Annotated in this window: 12 protein-coding genes; 8 read left to right on the top strand and 4 right to left on the bottom strand. The window is 50.7% G+C overall.

The window, feature by feature from the left end; all coding sequences use genetic code 11:
* Positions 1–181 precede the first annotated feature (181 nt).
* Positions 182–2167 carry a redoxin domain-containing protein gene (locus tag Pan241w_RS24140; RefSeq protein WP_145220763.1) on the bottom strand — a complete coding sequence of 662 codons (1986 nt, stop codon included), beginning with the start codon at positions 2165–2167 and terminating at the stop codon, positions 182–184.
* A 246-nt stretch (positions 2168–2413) separates the two neighbouring features.
* Here Pan241w_RS24140 and acpS point away from each other — a divergent pair, with 246 nt between their 5' ends.
* Positions 2414–2800: a holo-ACP synthase gene (gene acpS / locus Pan241w_RS24135; protein ID WP_145220761.1), complete on the top strand. Its 387-nt coding sequence runs from the start codon at positions 2414–2416 to the stop codon at positions 2798–2800.
* Between the two features lie 308 nt (positions 2801–3108).
* On the opposite strand, the gene Pan241w_RS24130 is transcribed toward acpS, so the two are convergent.
* Both Pan241w_RS24130 and ftsH read right to left on the bottom strand, forming a co-directional pair.
* A complete protein-coding gene (locus Pan241w_RS24130; RefSeq protein ID WP_145220759.1) occupies positions 3109–3699 on the bottom strand; it encodes an LOG family protein in 591 nt (196 codons plus the stop codon).
* Positions 3696–5753 carry an ATP-dependent zinc metalloprotease FtsH gene (gene ftsH, locus Pan241w_RS24125; RefSeq protein ID WP_145223497.1) on the bottom strand — a complete coding sequence of 686 codons (2058 nt, stop codon included), beginning with the start codon at positions 5751–5753 and terminating at the stop codon, positions 3696–3698. Before ftsH ends, Pan241w_RS24130 begins: the two co-directional genes overlap by 4 nt.
* A 406-nt stretch (positions 5754–6159) precedes the next feature.
* Here ftsH and dxr point away from each other — a divergent pair, with 406 nt between their 5' ends.
* From dxr to Pan241w_RS24110, 3 genes are all read left to right on the top strand, one after another.
* A complete protein-coding gene (dxr, locus tag Pan241w_RS24120) occupies positions 6160–7305 on the top strand; it encodes a 1-deoxy-D-xylulose-5-phosphate reductoisomerase (protein WP_232107260.1) in 1146 nt (381 codons plus the stop codon).
* Complete coding sequence (locus Pan241w_RS24115; protein ID WP_198000119.1) at positions 7296–9305, top strand: site-2 protease family protein; 2010 nt, start codon at positions 7296–7298, stop codon at positions 9303–9305. The genes dxr and Pan241w_RS24115 overlap by 10 nt, the downstream gene beginning before the upstream one ends.
* A 131-nt stretch (positions 9306–9436) precedes the next feature.
* A complete protein-coding gene (locus tag Pan241w_RS24110) occupies positions 9437–9874 on the top strand; it encodes a hypothetical protein (RefSeq protein ID WP_145220753.1) in 438 nt (145 codons plus the stop codon).
* Between the two features lie 17 nt (positions 9875–9891).
* On the opposite strand, the gene Pan241w_RS24105 is transcribed toward Pan241w_RS24110, so the two are convergent.
* Positions 9892–11412, bottom strand: coding sequence for a hypothetical protein (locus Pan241w_RS24105; RefSeq protein ID WP_145220751.1), 1521 nt, complete (start codon positions 11410–11412; stop codon positions 9892–9894).
* 745 nt (positions 11413–12157) lie between these two features.
* Here Pan241w_RS24105 and Pan241w_RS24100 point away from each other — a divergent pair.
* The 4 genes from Pan241w_RS24100 (at position 12158) to Pan241w_RS24085 (ending at position 18660) form a co-directional block, all read left to right on the top strand.
* On the top strand, positions 12158–13231 hold the full coding sequence (locus Pan241w_RS24100) for a prepilin peptidase (protein WP_198000118.1): 1074 nt from the start codon (positions 12158–12160) through the stop codon (positions 13229–13231).
* Positions 13206–14450, top strand: a complete 1245-nt coding sequence (locus tag Pan241w_RS24095) for a class I SAM-dependent methyltransferase (protein WP_145220749.1) — start codon at positions 13206–13208, stop codon at positions 14448–14450. The genes Pan241w_RS24100 and Pan241w_RS24095 overlap by 26 nt, the downstream gene beginning before the upstream one ends.
* Position 14451: 1 nt before the next feature.
* Entirely contained in the window at positions 14452–15339 is an 888-nt protein-coding gene (locus Pan241w_RS24090) for a hypothetical protein (protein WP_145220747.1), read from the top strand.
* 228 nt (positions 15340–15567) lie between these two features.
* The gene (locus Pan241w_RS24085) at positions 15568–18660 is read left to right on the top strand and encodes a DUF1553 domain-containing protein (protein ID WP_145220745.1); all 3093 of its coding nucleotides are present in this window, start codon (positions 15568–15570) and stop codon (positions 18658–18660) included.
* Positions 18661–18696: the final 36 nt, after the last annotated feature.

Raw genomic sequence — 18696 nt, 5'->3', positions numbered from 1 at the left:
ACAAATATATATTATTATTCATATGGTCTGATGAAAGGGTGAAGAATGCCTCGATCTTTTGGGGCTGTGCAAAGATTGAAAGGCTGGCAGAAATGTGGGGAGAATTAAAAAAAGCCACTGTCAGTCGAGTGAAATCTTCTGACAGTGGCTTTCGCTTGAAACAAAAATTTGCGTAGAAAAACTATTCTTTTTTCTTGCTGCGTGTTTTTTCGATCATGGTGGCGAGTTCATCGACGGTGACGATCGCGTCCTTGTTCTGGTCGGCTTTGAAGAACAGGGGCAGTTCCGTGAGTGGTACCTCGGCCTGTTCCAGCTTGCCGTTCGAATTTTTATCGCGACGGCGGACGAGTCGGAAGGCGACGGTTTTGAACTGGTTCTCTCCCTTCGCCTCTGATTTGGGGATCGCGACGTTGAAATAGCCGATCATCATTTCGTGCCAGGTCTGATCACCCCAGGGAACGGGTTCGTTCGGATTGGGGTTCGATAAATTGCTGTCCGAGTTGTTGTAGTGTGCAACACAATGAATGTAGTCGCCGATTTCGATGGGAATCGGTTTTTCAATGCCGTAGGCTGTCTGCCAGTTGAAATCGAAGGCGGGGACATCGAGTAGAATTTCGCCCGGCTGATCCGGAGTTTTTCTCAATTCGTAACGGAACGATTTCCCGCGCAGGTGCATGTGCGGCATATAGCTCAACAGCAGAGCCTTGCGATCACTGGGGGGCGAAGTCGCTTCGATTTTGAAGTTGTCGTCATTGGCGGCAATTTTAAACCGGCGGCGGACAAAGTCTTCATTGATGACCTGCGCTGTCACGACCTGGTGAGTGACCTTGGATTCCTCGGTGAAAACCAGACCGACTTTACTGCGATCCTGTTGCTCGGTGCCGATGGGGGTGTAATGCATCTGGAAGACCAGCTTGGAGCCGGCTGGAATTTTCTTGGCCATTCCCGGATGCAGCATGACTTCGCGTGATCCGGGAACGTAGCCGACGAGGAACTGATCACCTTCGCCGAAGACGCGGACCCGTTTCCCCTGAGGGGGGCGGGCGAAGATTAGAATGTGATGCACGACGGCCCGGTTGCCGGGCAGTGCTTCGGCACCAGTGATCCACTTATCTTCTGTAAAGCCGGGATCGACTGTGAAATACTGATATTTGACGCCCCGTTTCCCGGCTTGTGCGGGGACCGTGTATGGTTTGTCATCCATGTAGAAAACGGCGTCTGGTTTTTGAGGCAGCTTCCAACCGGTGACAAAGGTTTTCGGTGCGGGCAGATCTTTGGGGTCTCCTTCCGGTGCGCCGTTTTCCACCCACTGGTAAATGAGTTCTTTTTCGTCTTTGGTCAGACTGCGGTCGTTTGCAAATTTGCCGTGGGCCGGGTCGGCGTGCCAGGGAGGCATGCGTTGATCGCGGACGACTTCGGCGATGGTTTCGGCCCAGCCGGCGACTTCCTGATATTCCGTCAATTCGAACGGAGCAATTTCTCCTTTGCGATGACATTCGACACAATGTTTCTGAAACAGTCGAGAGATCTGATTGGAATAGGTGACCGTGCTGTTGGCATCGGGCTCGCGGATGCGACCGATGAAACAGCCAACCGGTTTTGTGGAAGCAACGCTGACCGGTTTCTGTGCGAGCAGTTCGGTGATGGCGACTTTCAGATCTTCGCGGTTGGGTTCGTCCCTGAGATAGCCGACGCCATACTGATCATCCACGCGACCGTGATAGCGAATTTTTCGTTGCTGATCGAGAACAAAGACTTCGGGGGTTCGTACTGCACCCATTTGATCGGCGACATGGTTGCCGGCATCTTTGAGGACTGGAAATTCAATTTTGTGTTTCCGGGCGTAAGCGGCGATTTCGGTCAGCGAGTCCTGCTGATTAGACATGATGGCATAAAAGGCAACGCCCTGCTCTGAAAATTCATTTGATAATTTCTGCAGACGACCGCCGTACAGTTTGGCCAGCGGGCATTCGGTTCCCAGAAAGGCGATGACGGTCAACTTTTTGTCCTGCTGGTCCTTCAGTTGGACGATTTTGCCGCGAAAATCTTTGAGGCTGAAATTTTTGACTTTGTTTCCGATCAGGGAATCAGTTGGTTCAGCATGTACCGACGCGGTAAACAGGCAGACCGACAGGAATCCCACGATTAGATAATAGAAGCGTTGCATTCGACCTTGAACTCCCCTCTCAACTCATATTTAATGATGGGCGCTGATTCTGTTTAAAACACCATTTCCAATCAAACCCGGAATCGGGTTAAAGGTAGCGTACTGTTTGCGAGAGCGATTTGATCCAGTTTTGTTCAAGCCGCTCTAGAGGTAAATACCCCGCTGGAATTGATTCTGTTTCAGAAATCAGAGAAAGATTTGAAATCGCCTCCATTATACATGCGATCAGAAACAAGGTAAATATCAGTGATAGTTGGATTGGGAACAGATATCGTCGAGATCTCACGCATCGGTCAAATGATTGAGCGGCATGGGGATACGTTTCTGAATCGGGTATTTACAGAGAATGAAAACGAGTATTGCGGCTCCAAGAAAAACAAGGAGCAGCATTACGCCGGTCGCTGGGCCGCGAAAGAAGCGGTGATGAAGACATTGGGGACCGGCTTTATCAAAGGGATTGGCTGGAAAGAAATCGAAGTCATCAATTTAAAAAGCGGCAAGCCGACGATTGTGATTTCGGGGGGAGTCGAACTTCACGCCGGAGAAATGGGCATTGAAGAGATTCTGATCACCATTTCTCACAGCCGCGAATTTGCGACGGCGACGGCGATCGCACTGGGAGCGGCCCCTTAACCTGTGTCCTGGTTTGTTTTAGATAGCATCTCGTTCATTCGAACGATCCATACCAAAGACGTCCAACCGGGGCTAACGCCCTGCGGCTAATGGACCATTACTGCGGTCAGCGACCAGTAAACAAGGGCAACATGACACTGTCGGCTACAATGAAATCTTACATCGCGCACGCTGTCGACCTCAAAATCAGGATCAGAACGATTCAAGAAACGCGTGCTAGACTGTGTCCAGTTTTACTGTAGCGTCTCCAAGGTGATTTGGACCGAGTATATTAGATTGAGACACGCTATGATAAAATGTGATGCGCTCTAGATCTGCTCGGGGTTCAGAATCTTTTCGATCTTGGGCAACTGGTGACGCTGGAGATGTTCGAGCAAAGTGGACGGGCTGTCATCGGCGATAATCAGATCCCGGTATTTGGGTTTGATAAACTCCGTTTCGATGCAATGTTCGACCATGTTCAAGAGCGGATCATAAAAGCCGGCTGTATTCAGCAGGCCGACCGGTTTGGAATAAATTCCCAACTGCACCCAGGAGACGACTTCGAACAGTTCTTCGAGAGTGCCAAAGCCGCCCGGCATGGCGATGAAGGCGTCTGAGCATTCAGACATTTTCGCTTTGCGGGTGTGCATGTCGTCGACGACATACATTTCTTCGACGCCGGGATGCAGCAGTTCTCTGGTTGCCAACTGTCGGGGAATCACGCCGATGACCTTTCCCCCGGATTCCAGCACGGCGTCGGCGATGATGCCCATCAATCCGACGCTGCCACCACCATAGACGAGCGAGATGTTACGCTGCGCCATCAGACGACCAAGTTCAATGGCAGATTGCTGGTACTGCTGATCACTTCCCGATTTCGAACCGCAAAAGACGCAGAGACTTTTGAGTGTGCTCATGCTCCCGTTCCGTCGGCTGGTTGATCGTTTTCGGATGGGGGCTCTTCTTTTTCCTGATCGCTGGTTTTGCTTTCGGGTGTACTTTCTTTAAAGGTACCCGGTTTGATTTGCGGCCCCCGCTGATGTTCTTTCAGAATCGACTGCAGCTGATCCATGTCCATCACTTCGCATTCGAGTAAATCTCTGGTGAGATGTTCCAGCAGTTCGCGGCGTTCATCCAGAACTTCGTAAGCGATTTTTGAGCATTGATCAATGATCCGTCTGATTTCCAGATCGATTTCCCGCAGTGTATTTTCACTATGAACGCCTTCTCCCGAATTTTGCGAGTCACCCAGGAACGGGGAACGTCTGGTTTCGCTGTAATGCACGCGACCCAGTTTCGGACTCATGCCGAATTCGGTGACCATGCGGCGTGCCAGGTCGGTGGCCCGTTGCAAGTCGTTCTGGGCGCCGGTTGAAGTTTCCTGGTAGATGATTTCTTCCGCGGCGATACCACCCAGCAACACGCAGATCCGGCTTTCCAGTTCACTTTGTGTGACCAGTTGCTTTTCTTCTTCAGGACGCTGCAGCGTGTAGCCGAGCGCACCTAAACCACGGGGCACGATCGAAATTTTGTGAACGGGGTCGACGTTCGGTAGCGAACAGGCCACCAGGGCGTGTCCACATTCGTGATAGGCGACGCGACTTTTTTCATCTTCGTGAATCAGTCGGGTCGATTTTTCCAGACCTGCGACAACGCGTTCAACACCTTCTTCACATTCATGCATGGAGACGGCATCTTTATTGTTTCGCGCGGCGAGCAGAGCTGCTTCGTTAATCAGGTTTGCCAGATCCGCTCCCACAAAACCGGGGGTGATCTTGGCGATGTGTTGCAGGTTGACCGATTCGTCCATTTTGACTTTGGCGCTGTGCACTTTGAGAATCGCTTCGCGTCCGCGGACATCGGGACGATCGACGAGGACGTGACGATCGAATCGACCAGGACGCATTAACGCCGGGTCTAATGTTTCCGGACGGTTGGTGGCGCCCATGACAATCACGCTCTGGTCCGAACCGAAGCCGTCCATTTCCACCAGTAAAGCGTTGAGTGTTTGTTCGCGTTCATCGTGACCACCGGGCATGCCGCTGCCTCGGGTTTTACCGAGTGCATCGAGTTCGTCGATGAAAATAATCGCCGGAGATCTCTGGGCGGCCTGCTGGAACATATCTCGCACACGGGCGGCTCCCACGCCGACAAACATTTCGACAAAGTCAGAACCGGACAGACCAAAGAAAGGCACACCTGCTTCGCCGGCTACGGCTTTGGCGAGCATGGTTTTCCCTGTCCCCGGAGGACCGACGAGCAAAACCCCTTTAGGAATGCGACCACCGAGCGCCTGGTATTTGGCGGGTGTTTTCAAAAACTCAACGACTTCGCGGAGTTCTTCCACGGCTTCTTCGATGCCTGCGACATCGTTGAAGGTAACTTCGATGTCATCTTGTGCATACATCTTCCCGCGACTGCGTCCGAATGACATGGGCGAGCCTGCGCCTCCCATACGACGGAAGAGATAAATCACAAAAATCAACAGCACGATCGGGAAAAACAAAACGGCAATCAGCGATTCCCATTCGGAGGGGCGGCTTTCTGAATCGACCACGATATCTTTTGATTCCAGTTTCGATTGCAGTTGTGCGCGGGTTTCCGAGGGGATACCCCAGACCGGGATATAATATTTCTTGGTGGTTTCCGACAAGGTTCCTTTTTCGGGAGATTCCGGTTTGGGCTGATCCTGAAAGACGATGTAGTCGGTGCCGAATTTCAGTTCGTGCACGTTGGTCTTGTTAAATTTCCCATCATCGAGACCTTTGACAAAGTCTCCGAATTTGAGTTTGTCACCCCGCTTATTATTCGTGAAAACGGTCAGCGTGATGACCAGAATCAACCCGCCTACAATCAGATACCAGAGTGCATTACTCTTGGGCCCCTTTGGTTCAGGGCGTCGACCATCACCTTTGGGAGAGTTTTCAGGTGGTGAAGGACGTTCTTTTCGATTTGGTTGATTCGGATCCATGTTTGGCATGTGGAATTATCTTTTCAGAGGAGTGCGCTATGCTGCCTGGTTCAAACGAAACAGACAGGGTTCATAGGTTCATGTGAATAAGTTCTCGATTTATACCGTGCCCGAGAAGAAGTGATCTTAGCACAGAATGCATCTTAACTTTATTGTTAATGTATGTCGTTTCAGCAAAGGGGTCAATCAAACGTTTCCAGAGAAATCCCCGTTCTGAGTAAAAGGTGCCCGGAAAAGGACCTGCAGTAGCAGGAATGCCTCTTGCCATGTTTAATTATTACGCCTAAAATGCGAATTCGTTGGTGGTTAGGGCAAAAAACTGAACCGAGACATGTCTTTTTTCCGCTCTTCAGAGAATCGATAGCACAGTCAATTATACCGACTGAGGATGAGAAAACAGGGTCGAATGAAGCGAATAGCCGTTCTCGGGTCTACGGGTTCGATTGGTACCAGTACACTTGATGTGATTGCCGCCCATCCCCGGGAAATGCAGCTGACTGCAATTACCGCACATAACAGCTGGGAACAGCTTGCGCAGCAGTCAGAGCAGTTTCATCCCCGCTGGTCTGTCTTGAGTAATGCGGCGTTAAAATCGACCGTGAACCCAGATGCGTTTTCCGATTCCTCGGAACTCCTGTTTGGCGATGAAGAGATCGAGCGCGTGGCGTCTTCTGATGAAGTGGATGTCGTGATTTGTGGGATTGTCGGAGCCGCTGGCTTGAAGGGAGCCTGGGCAGCCGTTGAAGCGGGCAAAACGGTTGGCATTGCCAATAAAGAGACGTTAGTCGTTGCAGGGCCACTAATTATGGACCTGGCGGCAAAGAACAATGCGACATTATTGCCCGTAGATAGTGAACACAATGCAATCTTTCAGGCGTTGCAGGCCGGACACCCCCAGGAAGTGAAACGCGTCATTTTGACCGCCAGCGGGGGTCCCTTTCGTGGTGCGACACTTTCAGAACTGGAAGATGTCACTCCCGAAAGTGCGTTGGCCCACCCGACATGGGAGATGGGTCCCAAAATCACCATCGATTCTGCGACGATGATGAATAAAGCGCTCGAGATTATTGAAGCCAAATGGCTGTTTAACCTGTCTGCTGAGCAAATTTCGGTGGTCGTTCATCCGCAGTCCATTGTGCATTCGATGGTGGAATTTGTGGATGGATCAGTCGTCGCACAGCTCTCACCTCCCGATATGAGGCTTCCCATTCAGTACGCACTTACGTATCCTGATAGGAAAGCGGGCCTGAATACTCCGATGGACTGGAGTCGGTCTTTTGAATTAACCTTTGAACCACCTGACTTGGAAGCGTTCCCTGCATTGCGACTCGGATTTGAAGTTGCGGAAAAGGGGGGAACGTGCGGTGCGGTATTAAATGCGGCGAATGAAGCGGCCGTTGAACGATTTTTGTCGGGTGAATTTCGTTTTTGCGATATCGCGACCTCCTGTCAACAAGTATTAGAATCACATCAATTCGATCCTGAGCCGGATCTGGAAGAACTGTTTCTCCTGGATGGCTGGGCTCGCAAGGAGATAAAAAAGTGGAAGTAGTGCTATCCGGTCTATTATTAGGAACCATCGCTGGCAAAATCGCCAACATCGCCCTGGTTGCATTGGGGCTGGGGCTGGTGATTTTCTTTCACGAACTGGGGCACTTCGCCGTTGCCAAATGGTGCGATGTCAAAGTGGAGCGATTCAGTATTGGTTTCGGACCAATTATTTACAGCTTCAAATATGGCGAGACCGAGTACGCGCTGTCGATCATCCCCTTTGGTGGTTATGTGAAAATGCTGGGGCAGGATGACGTCGATCCCAGCCAGTTGACGAGTGAAGAAATTGCCCTCGATCCCCGTTCGTATTCCGCGAAGCCGGTCTATCAGCGAATGGGCATTATTTCGGCGGGCGTCATTATGAACATTATCACCGGGATGTTGTTCTTCGCCCTCGCATTCCGGATGGGAGTGGCTTCGATGCCGAGTGTGGTGGGGGCGGCAATTCCAGGTATGCCCGCCTGGAAAGCAGGCATTCAACCCGGTGATGTGATCGAAAAAATTGATGGTGAAAAAGCCACCTCGTATATGGATATCATTCGCAGCAGTGCTTTCAGTGATGGCGACATCAAGATGGAAGGGACGCATCTGAATGGTGTGAAATTTGATGTGACGATCACCCCGGACCGAACCGGCACGCGGCCGCAAATCGGGTTGATTCCTGCAAACAGTCTGAAGATTCCCACGTTTCAAGATCCAGGGGCCAGTGTCACCAGCAAAGGAACGGCGGCTGCCAAAGCCGAGCCGAGTTTTCTACAGGGAGATACATTTCGAACCATCGATGGCGAAGCAGTTGAGTCTTATGCCCAGCTGCAACGCACGTTTGCCGCCAAAAGCAATCAGACTTTAAAAACGGGAGTCAATCGCAAGGGAACGCCGGCTACGGAAATCGTGGAAATCACGGTGGGAAATAATCCTTTTCGGAGCCTGGGGCTCTGGATGGATATCGGACAGATTGAATCGATCCAGGATGGTTCACCGGCTGCACGCGCTGGTTTAAAAGTCGGCGACAAGATTACGCATATTGATGGAAAAGATGTCGGGAAAGCGTTGAACCCCTTACGACTGCCGAATTATTTTGCAGAGAAAGCGGGGGAAACCGTTCCGATCGTCGTGAAACGGCAGCAGGATGCAGCCAACCCGACCGAAGTCAATTTGAATGTGGTTCCACTGGACAATCCTGCCTGGCTGGAACATCCGATTTATCCGAATACGCCTTTATCAGTCGGCTCACTGGGGATTGCCTTCCATGTGATTCCGACGGTGCTCAAAGTCGAAGAGGAGAGCCCGGCTGCAAAAGCGGGAATTCAACCGGACGAGCGAATCAAAAAAATCAAGATCATGCTACCCGAAAGTCAAACCACTGCTGACTGGGGAGGCATGCCGGAAGTTAGTTATGAATTCGATGACAAAAATGTGAACTGGGCCAATGCGTTTTGGGAAATGCAGATGCGTCCCGGTTGGCCTGTGGAATTGACTGTCAGTAATAAACGGCAATTGCGCGAAGTGAAGATGACTCCCTGGGTGAATCCGAACCAGGAATCGGGAGCACAGTGGTCTCTTCCCGTGCGAGGGATCAAAATGGAACTGTTGCGGGAAACGCAACAGGCCCACGATATGGGGCAGGCACTCGGAATGGGAGTCGCCTACACGACCAACTCAGCGAAAGATATTTATTTGACATTAAAGAGCCTGTTCACGGGACGTGTTTCTCCTCTGGAATTGAGCGGGCCAGTGAAAATCGCCTCTGTGGCATATGAGGTGGCACATCAGGGGTATTCCGAACTGTTGTTATTCCTCGGTTTTCTGAGTGTGAATCTGGCCGTGTTGAACTTCCTGCCGATTCCGGTTCTGGATGGCGGCCACATGGTCTTTCTGTGCTGGGAAGGAATTACCCGAAAGCGGCCCAACGAACAGGTTTTGGCTGCCGCCACCTATGTAGGTATGATTTTCGTTTTGGGGTTAATGCTCTTTGTGCTGTATCTGGATATTTTCCTGTAAGCGAAACCGAAAATTATTTTGATATACGGCACAAAACTTGTTATTCTGATAAGCAACTCAGCATTTCCTGGCTGTTCTAAGAACGGCACATCATATCTTAAGTCATGTGTAGTATTCCGGAGAGCCCTCAGATGACAGCAGGTCGATCCCCTCATGGTTCAGGAGATCAGGCGGCGGCCTGGTTGGCAACTGTGTTTACCCTGGTCGGGGGATTGTTTGCCTGTATCTTCGTGGTCGTCACGAGTGGGGAACCGCCGGGCAGGCCGATGATGGTGGCGATTGGCGTGATCACAGTGTTGCTGCTCGTGCTGTGGCTGTTGCGCGAAAAACCGCCCGAAGCGCATCAGGAATCTCTCAGTTTGTGGCACTTTTGGAAAAAGAAAGAAGCCGAGACTTGCGAGTACAAGCCACGGCCTCGAAAACGTTCCAGTCATGTTGATTATGGTAATAATCAACCGCCGACGCTGGAGTCGATCCGTGAGACGGTTGATGATCAGCGGACCTGGGTGCCTTCCATTCGAAATATCAAAGAAACGAATGGCGATTCGTCTGAGACCAAAACCGAATAAGTGTTGGTCCGTCTGTCTTAGCGGAAACGTGAGAAGAAGCGGCGGCGTGCCTGTCGTGAGGTCGGCTGATTGGACTGATTCGACTGATTGCTATTTTGATATTGTGGCTGGTAATTATATTGAGGTGCATTTTGCTGCTGTTGCTGAAATCGCTTCGAGTAGCCAACAATTGGTTCCGAGGGTTCTGGTTGATCAAAGTCTTTCTGCTTCGCAAGTTGTTCAAGGTACTGGGCATATTTCGGGCGAGTGCGTTCCCGGTAGATCACCAGAGAGTCAATCGCGTGATACATGCCGCCCGGTTCCAGAGGCTGGCTCTTGTATTGGATCAGGTCATTGGCAATCCGGGAAACGGCACTTCTGACCCAGGGTTCGTTCAAACGTTTTTGCGGTAAGGCTTCCATGATGAATTCCAGCGTATGTCCGGTTGTGGAAACTCGCTTGTTGACATCGCTGGCGTATTCAGGGCCTTCAAAATACTTTGATGAGAAGGAACCGTCCCGGTTCTGCATCGAGCGGGCATATTCGATATATTGACGCACTCGCATGCTGGCTTCCAGCCAGGTGCCACGCAGATGCTTTTGATCTTTGGCATAGCTGTTGACTGCACTCGCTAATGCGAACAGGCCATGCGTGCCGCCGCAGGCTGACTTGGTGGGCTCTGACTGCATCTGGACTCGAACCAGCTTTTCAATGCTCCACTCTTCACTTCGGTTGCTGGTCCATTCGGTATCCCAAGGCAGGTAGCGTGAAAATGCCCAGAGGGTCCAGGTGATTTCTTCGTCAGTATTCACTTCTGCTTTGGCATTTCGAATCATGTCAGCGATGGTAATCGTTTTTTCGCCGGTGTTAATTTTATGATCCAGGGGGATGCCGGCCATTCCATAAAAGGCAAGGAACTGGTTGGGGTGACCTTCAAAGGCATAGGGCTCGGTAAAGGGGTGCCCTTTCCCGCCATTGTCTGTAGTAATGAACCAGGGGCGACCGCGGAAGTTGGGACCTGTCGAGACCCAGTCGATGGCGCGGATGCGTTTTTTGTTTTGATACAGTGCGTATTCCCAACGGAGGGCCAGAATACCATGAGCGATCTGCCAGGGAGTGTGAACGTTGGTGTGCAACATTCGACGATGAGAAACCTCAATTGCTTCATCAACCAGTTTATCAAGCGGGTCGACAATTTTGGGGACTTCCGGCGCTGTTGGCTTTTCCATGGAAGGCGTTGTCTTTTTGGCAATTCCCGGGAACGGTTTCGGTTCGGGGACGGCGTCTGTTTTCGATTTCTTGCTGGTTGCGTCGTCCGCGACGAGGTTTGGTTTCCGCGCTTCGATGCTGAGGTCGGGTTTGCGGGCGACCAGTGGTTCTTCCACTTCTGTTTCGGTGGTATTCACCTGTCGTATTTTAGCTGGTTGATCGCTGATATTGGGAACGAGCAATCGGGGACCTGGTGCTGCATGAACATCACAGGCAGTCTGCAGGACGGTTGTGAATACGATTAATGTTGAACATTTAATCCAAAGGTGCGGCGTCATCCTTGAATTCATTTCTGTATTCTTTCCAAAATCGACAAGATGTATTTTGAGTATTGCAGGAAACGACATTGAGCGTTTGAGTTTCTTGCAAGAATCTGGATGGTCTCTCTGTGTTCAGTAGGAAGTAAGAAGCCTCCCCCGTCAAAATGCAGAGTGGACTCTGCATCTGATCAGGTAAAAATTCGAGATTCTTGACGAGTCTGAATGCTGCTTGCTTCTTGAGATACTCTTTCGCATACGATTAGATGGAAATTTGAGAGATTAGATTCGTATCCGAAGGAGTCGAGGTCCTCATTTTCTTAATTTTGAGATGTATAAATTATCGGTACATGGAATTGGTTGTGTTGACTGAGGATTCGGAGAAAGCGGCAACTTGTCCCACTTTCAGAAAAGGGGGGTACCAGTTACGTAAGATGGTGTAGGTATTTTTGTTTGGCATAAAAAATTGATGTTTCGAATTCGTCTGATTTGAATTGTACTCGGTATTTTTCGGGACTGCCGGAATGGGGGAATTGTGCAATTTGCCGGAATCCATTACTTTTTGATGAAGTGAATAGCGCGTTTTTAATGAATGGCGCGTCTGGATGACCCTTTTTCAATGAGGAAGCAGTCGTGGGTCGATCAGGTAACAAGAACTCAGTATTGTGAAACAGATGAAACAATAGATAGACACTGAACCATGCATCCGATGTTAGTGTATTCCTCAAGTATCAGCTTGTGGGGGTTGGAGGTTTTTACTGCAGTCTGGTGCTTCGTCATGGGATCAGTGATTGGCAGTTTTTTAAATGTGGTCATCTATCGCCTGCCGCTGGGGTTGAACATTTCCAAGCCCAAGTCGCGTTGCCCCGTTTGTGAAACTCCGATTCAAACCCGCGATAATTTGCCGATCATTGGTTGGCTCCTGCTTCGCGGAAAATGCCGGACTTGCCAGGCACCGATCTCCATACGTTATCCGATCGTCGAAGCGATGGTCGGCTGTTTCTTTCTCCTGTTGTATTTCTCACTCGTTCATTCGGGGGGGCGGTTTGTGCCTTACCGGATACCGAATAAATTTTGGGGTGCTTACCAGATTCTGGAAGGGCATACCTGGGATCTGATTGCCCTTGATCTTTACTATTGTTATCTCTTTGTGGTGGTACTGGCGGCTGCTTACATTCAATTTGATCGCCAGAAGATTCCCTTGCGGCTGTTGATGTGGTGTTTTGTGATCGGCTTTTCGACGGGGCTTTTTCTGCCGGAACTCCATCCAGTGCCTGCGATGATTACGGCGGCAGCCAAGCCGACTGCGACAGACCTGATCCTGAGTGAGGTGCGATACCACGGCTCACTTCACTGGGGCTTTCAAGGCGCGTCCTTGATGACGCTGTGGTGGGGATTGTTTTATGGTGGAATTGTGGGCTTCCTGTATAGCTGGCCGCTCATGATTCAAAAAGAGAAGCCGAGCACGCTGTTTCAATCCGGGACGAGTTGTCTGTTGATTCTGACCGGTTTGTATCTGGGTTGGCAGCAGGTTGTGACCGTTGGATTCCTGGCGGCGTTTTGTCTGGTCTGCTTTCAGATGGTAGTTCGAAACAGGAAGGCGGAACACTTACCACTGCCGGCATCCGCTTTTGTGGCTGCTGTCTTAACGCTGCAACTGTTACTGGGAAAATATTTGACGCTTTTGCCAGGAGAGACTTCAACCACAGTCTATATGATCATTGTCGGTTGTCAGATTATTGCCATTCCGATACTGAGTGGTCTGGCAAAAACGATTTATCGCAAACGAGAAACTCACAGCCTTTTCCAGGAATCTATTTCAGTTGATGAAACCTCAACCCTCACAGAATGAATCCACGTTACCAGTTGAGGTCACGCAGGCACTCAATCAGGGAACTTGTATTCAGTTGGTTTTGAGTAAACCGCTCGAGAAGCGTACGTCTGCCTGGAAAAAAGTGACGTTGCGACCTGTGATCATCAAAGACAAACTTCATTTTCAAGCAGCCCTTTTAAAGGGACAGCAGGAAGTTCATGAAAATCTGCAGCCGGAGGAGGTGGGTCAGCGTGTTGCCGAATTATGGTCTGATCATTTTCGGGAAGGCTATCTTTACACTCAGGAAGCCGATTTTCATTTTCAAAAAACAAAACAGGGAACCGTCCGCCTGAAAAAGCAGGCACCGACCAAAGCCAAACCCCTGTCGGCTGAACCGCATAACCGCAGCAAGCAGTATCTGATTCCGGAAGGGACTCCCTGCGCGTTTCTGGAAGCGATCGGTGTGATGTCATCTGCCGGCAATGTGAAGTCGGCACAGTACCGCAAGTTTCGTCAAATCAACCGTTATCTGGAATTCATCAACGATATCGTTCCTGGATTGCCTGAGACGGGAGAGCTGCAGATTGTTGATTTCGGCTGCGGAAAAAGTTATCTGACCTTTGCGACACATTATTTTTTCACGGAAGTGCTGCAACGCGAAGTACAGATTACGGGACTCGACCTGAAACGAACTGTGGTGGAACATTGTCAGAGTATCGCCGACCGGTTGCAGTGCCGGGGACTCTCGTTTCAGACCGGCGATATTTCTCAGTTTGATGCATCTCACCGAAAATGTGACCTGTCAATTTCACTGCATGCCTGTGATACTGCCACCGATGCCGCCCTGGCGTCTGCGATTCAAACTAAGGCGTCAGTCATCATGGCGGTCCCCTGTTGCCAGCATGAAATCTTTCAGCAGATCACAAGCCAGCCGCTGAAAGGATTGCTGCAGCATGGAATTCTCAAAGAAAAAACGGCGGCTCTGGTGACGGATGCCTTGCGGGCTCTGGTGCTGGAAATTTGCGGATATCGCGCACAAGTTATAGAATTCATCGATACGGAACATACTCCGAAGAATTTATTGATCAAGGCGGTCAAACGGAAAGCAGAGTTGAGTCCGAGTGATTTATGCGAGGCCGTAGAGCAGTATCAGTCACTCAAGAGTCAGTTTGGAATTGAATCGTTTTCTCTGGAACGCGCGTTGGGGGCGCCGTTTCAGAAATTGTGTGAATCATCTCGACAGGACGGAGTAGATTGATATGGTGCCTGAAGAATTGATGCCCGAGGAATCGGACCACAGGATTCGAGTCGTCAAACGCATCCAGCCGGGAGCCCTGCTGTTTGGTTTTATTGTACTTGTTTCCGCCTTGCTGATTTACAAGATTCAGAGCCAGGAATCAGTTCCTGTGCAATCAGAGACTACGTCATCGCAGACCAAAGGCGAGCCTGCCTATTCGGTTCCACAATCCGATTCTTCAAATACGCAACCAGAGGAAACAGAGACGGATCGAGAGATTCCGAATACTTCGCTGTCACAGACAACACCACAGACCGAACTGGTGCTGACGCAGACCGCAAATCGGCAACCGTTGCTGCCCGATGTCGGCACTCTCAAAAAAGGCGAGCTGGAATCCACGAGTTGGCAAAATCCGTTTTACCGCTTGCTTTGGAAAAGCAAAGGCTGGAAGTTTACTGATGAGGGAATGGTATCCACTCCGGAACAGATTTCGGCAGCGACGTTTGTGCGGCCTTATCAAAAAATCAGTGTCAGTTTTGCCGTGGAAGTGGAACAGCGGCTTCCCGCGTTTGAATTGCAGCTCTTGACCAGAGATCCGGCACATCCGGAAAAAGTGCTGGTGACGAGTTCGGTTCACTTTCAACATGATTCAGTGAGTGTGTCTGCAGAATTGAAAGACGCAACCAAAGAACTGAAACGTAACAAACTGCATCTGGAAGCGAGTCCCAAGTCGAAACGGGTCCGCATTCGCTTTGTGGGTACCGGGAACCGGTTTGTGATCAGTGTCGGCCGACATCGCGTACTGACTTGCACTCAGCCTGCCCAGCAATCGGGCAAAGAATGTTATCTGAGCTTTCTGGCGGACGCAGATCCCGTCAAAATTACCGCCTTGCGGATTGAAGGCGAGTAAGCGAGACGGCTTTACAATCGGTTGCAATCAGTCGGTTTTCGGGCTGTACATGTAACAAAAACTTGCAATCTGCTGCGCCCGGTGGTACGCTGATAATTAATCTACTTAAATAACGCGCGACCTTCCATGCTTCTCCAGCAAACCGGCTTTCTGCATCGTAAACCAGGGTGGGGACGAGATTGATCTCTGATCACAGAAGTGCGGTTCATTTTTAATTCAGGTTTACCAATGCGGAATTTGTTAAGACGAGTGACAACCGCTGCTTTCATCCTGCTTGTATTCGTGCAGATCGGATGGGCCGTTGAGAAACAAGCACAGGTTGATTTTGAAAAACAGATTCGACCTTTACTGAAGCAGCACTGTTACGACTGTCATTCTCAAGATGCCGAAGAATCGGGGCTGCGACTGGACTTTGGTGCGAACATTCTCAAAGGGGGAGACCGGGGTCCGGCGGTGATTCCCGGTAAGAGTGCCGAGAGCCCTCTGTTCCTGAGTCTGTCGGGGCAAGGCAAAATTCCCCGGATGCCTCACGATCAGGAGCCGTTGAAGCCAGCCGAAATTGCGCTGATTCAACAATGGATTGATCAGGGCGGCCAAATTCCTGAGGCGGAACGAACGCTAAAAGCGACGCAGAAACAATCAGACCACTGGTCATTCCAACCAATCCAGCGGCCAAAAGTGCCTGAGGTCAAACAGCAGGCGTGGGTCAGGAATCCGATCGACGCATTGATTCTGAGCCGGTTAGAGCAGAACAAACTGAAACCCTCAGCAGAAGCAGACCGCAGCACATTGATTCGTCGTTTAAGTCTGGACTTAACGGGGCTGACTCCTTCTGTAGAAGAGGTGCAGCAATTCCTGGCAGATACGAAACCGGGGGCGTATGAGCGGCTCGTTGATCGGCTGCTGGCCTCTCCTCACTATGGTGAGCGTTGGGCGCGGCACTGGCTGGATGTGGCCCGCTACGCTGACTCCAATGGTTTTACCATCGATGGCCCGCGTTCGATCTGGAAATACCGGGACTGGGTGATCGACGCCATCAATGCAAACATGCCCTTTGATCAATTTGTGAAAGAACAGCTGGCCGGCGACTTACTGCCCAATCCGACGACCGAACAATTAATCGCGACCGGCTTTCATCGAAATACACTGATCAACCAGGAAGGGGGCACGAACCCGGAACAGTTTCGTGTCGAAGCAGTCGTCGATCGGGTGAATACAACAGGGGCCGCATTCCTGGGACTGACTGTCGGCTGTGCTCAATGTCATAAGCATAAGTACGATCCGATTACACAGCGGGACTTCTATCAACTGTATGCGATCTTCAATAGTACGGCTGACATAAACAGTGCGCCACCGACCTTAGCACTGCCAACCGACGAACAGAAAGCGAAGCAGGCCAGTCTCAAACAAGAGATAACAAAGATCGAGAAACAACTGGCAGAACGCAAAAAACAACTGGAACCGAAATTTCAGACGTGGCAACAGGATCTGAAGCAGGCTCTGAAAGATTCCGAACAGCAATGGGCGATTCTGAAATCAGAGACTGCGAAATCCGAGAATGGAGCGACGATCACGGTATTGGAAGATGATTCACTGCTGGTCGGTGGCAAGATTCCTAACAACGATACCTATGTCGTCGAAACGGCGATGGTTCCCTCGGGAACGACGGGAGTGCGGCTGGAAGTACTCACGCATGAGAGCCTGCCGAAAATGGGACCCGGCTGGGCCGGCAATGGGAACTTTGTCTTGGATGAAGTCAGCGTGGAAGTCGCACGAAAATTGAAAGCCGGCTGGTCAGCATATGAGCCGGTGAAGCTGGCGAAAGCGACCGCCGACCATTCGCAAGTGAAGTTTCCCGCTCAAAATCTGGTCGACGGCGATTTGAAAACCGGTTGGGCGATCAACGTGAAAAAAGGCAAGATGAATGTGAATCGTCACGCGATACTACATTTGAACGAAGCACTCACATCCGACGAGCCAATGAAGTTGCGAATCACCTTAACCCAGACTCGTGATTCCAGGTACAATGTCGGTCGTTTCCGTTTCGCGATAACGAACGTTGGCCCTGGCGTGTTGAATTTTGATTCTGAGCTTCTTGCTCAGCTAAAGCAACCGGAAGAAAAATGGGATGCAAAACTGAAGGCGAAGATAGCCGATGAGTTTCATAAGTCGGATGCAAAATGGTCTCAACTGAACGAGCAGTTGACAAAGCAGAAAGCAGAGCAGACCAAACTGAATAAAGCCATTGTGACGACGATGGTCTTGAAGGAACTGCCAAAACCACGCGAAACGTTTATTCTCTTGCGAGGTAATTTTCTGGCACCCGGTGCGCGTGTCAGCCCCGGAGTTCCGGATGTCTTACCGCCGATGCCCGAAGCTGTGAAAACACCGACGCGCCTGGATTTTGCCAACTGGCTCACCAGTCCCGAGCAACCTCTGACGGCCCGGGTGACCGTCAATCGTTACTGGCAACGCTTCTTTGGTAAAGGGATCGTCGAAACCGAAAACGATTTCGGCACGCAGGGAACCGCGCCGACCAACCCCGAGCTACTCGACTGGCTGGCTGCAGAGTTTATGCACAATGGCTGGGATATGAAAAAACTGCATCGACTGATTGTGATGTCGGCCGCCTATCGTCAGGCGTCGGACTTTGTTCCTACTAACCAATCACAGGACCCGCGCAATTTGCTACTTTCTCGTCAGAACCGGTTTCGGATGGAAGCCGAATCGATCCGTGATATTTTTCTCGCCAGCAGCGGTTTGTTGACGCGAAAAATTGGCGGCCCGAGTGTTTATCCACCTCAACCTGAGGGGATTTATGTTCTGACACAAAACAAAAAAGCCTGGCCGGAAGAGAAAGGCGAAGATCGATACCGCCGTGGCATGTATACGTATTTCTGGCGTTCAAGCCCGTATCCGATGCTGCCGACCTTCGATGCCCCCAACAGTAATACGACGTGCACCCGCCGCGTTCGTTCGAATACACCTCTGCAGGCGTTAACGCTGGCCAACGATCATTCCCTGTTTGAACTGATTCAGGGCTTTGCTGTGCGAATACTCACAGAAGGTCCCGATTACGATGAAGGTCGAATGAGACAGGCATTCCAGATTTGTCTGTCCCGGACGCCCTCTGATCATGAACTGGATGTGCTGACCCGTTACTTAAACGAACAGCGGGCGCATTTTAAGGAATCACCGAAAGAAGCGGCTCAGGTCGCTTCAGATAAGCGACCGAAAGAAATCGATGTCGCGGAAGCCGCCAGTTGGACGGCGGTCGCCCGTGTCCTGATGAATCTGGATGAATTTATTACACGCGAATAACACATTTTCTCAAACTGAATGCCGTGTTTCAACAAC

The organism is Gimesia alba (genome assembly GCF_007744675.1).
Lineage (GTDB): Bacteria > Planctomycetota > Planctomycetia > Planctomycetales > Planctomycetaceae > Gimesia > Gimesia alba.
Note: the sequence above shows the minus strand (reverse complement) of the source record. Positions and strands in the feature narration are given on the sequence as shown.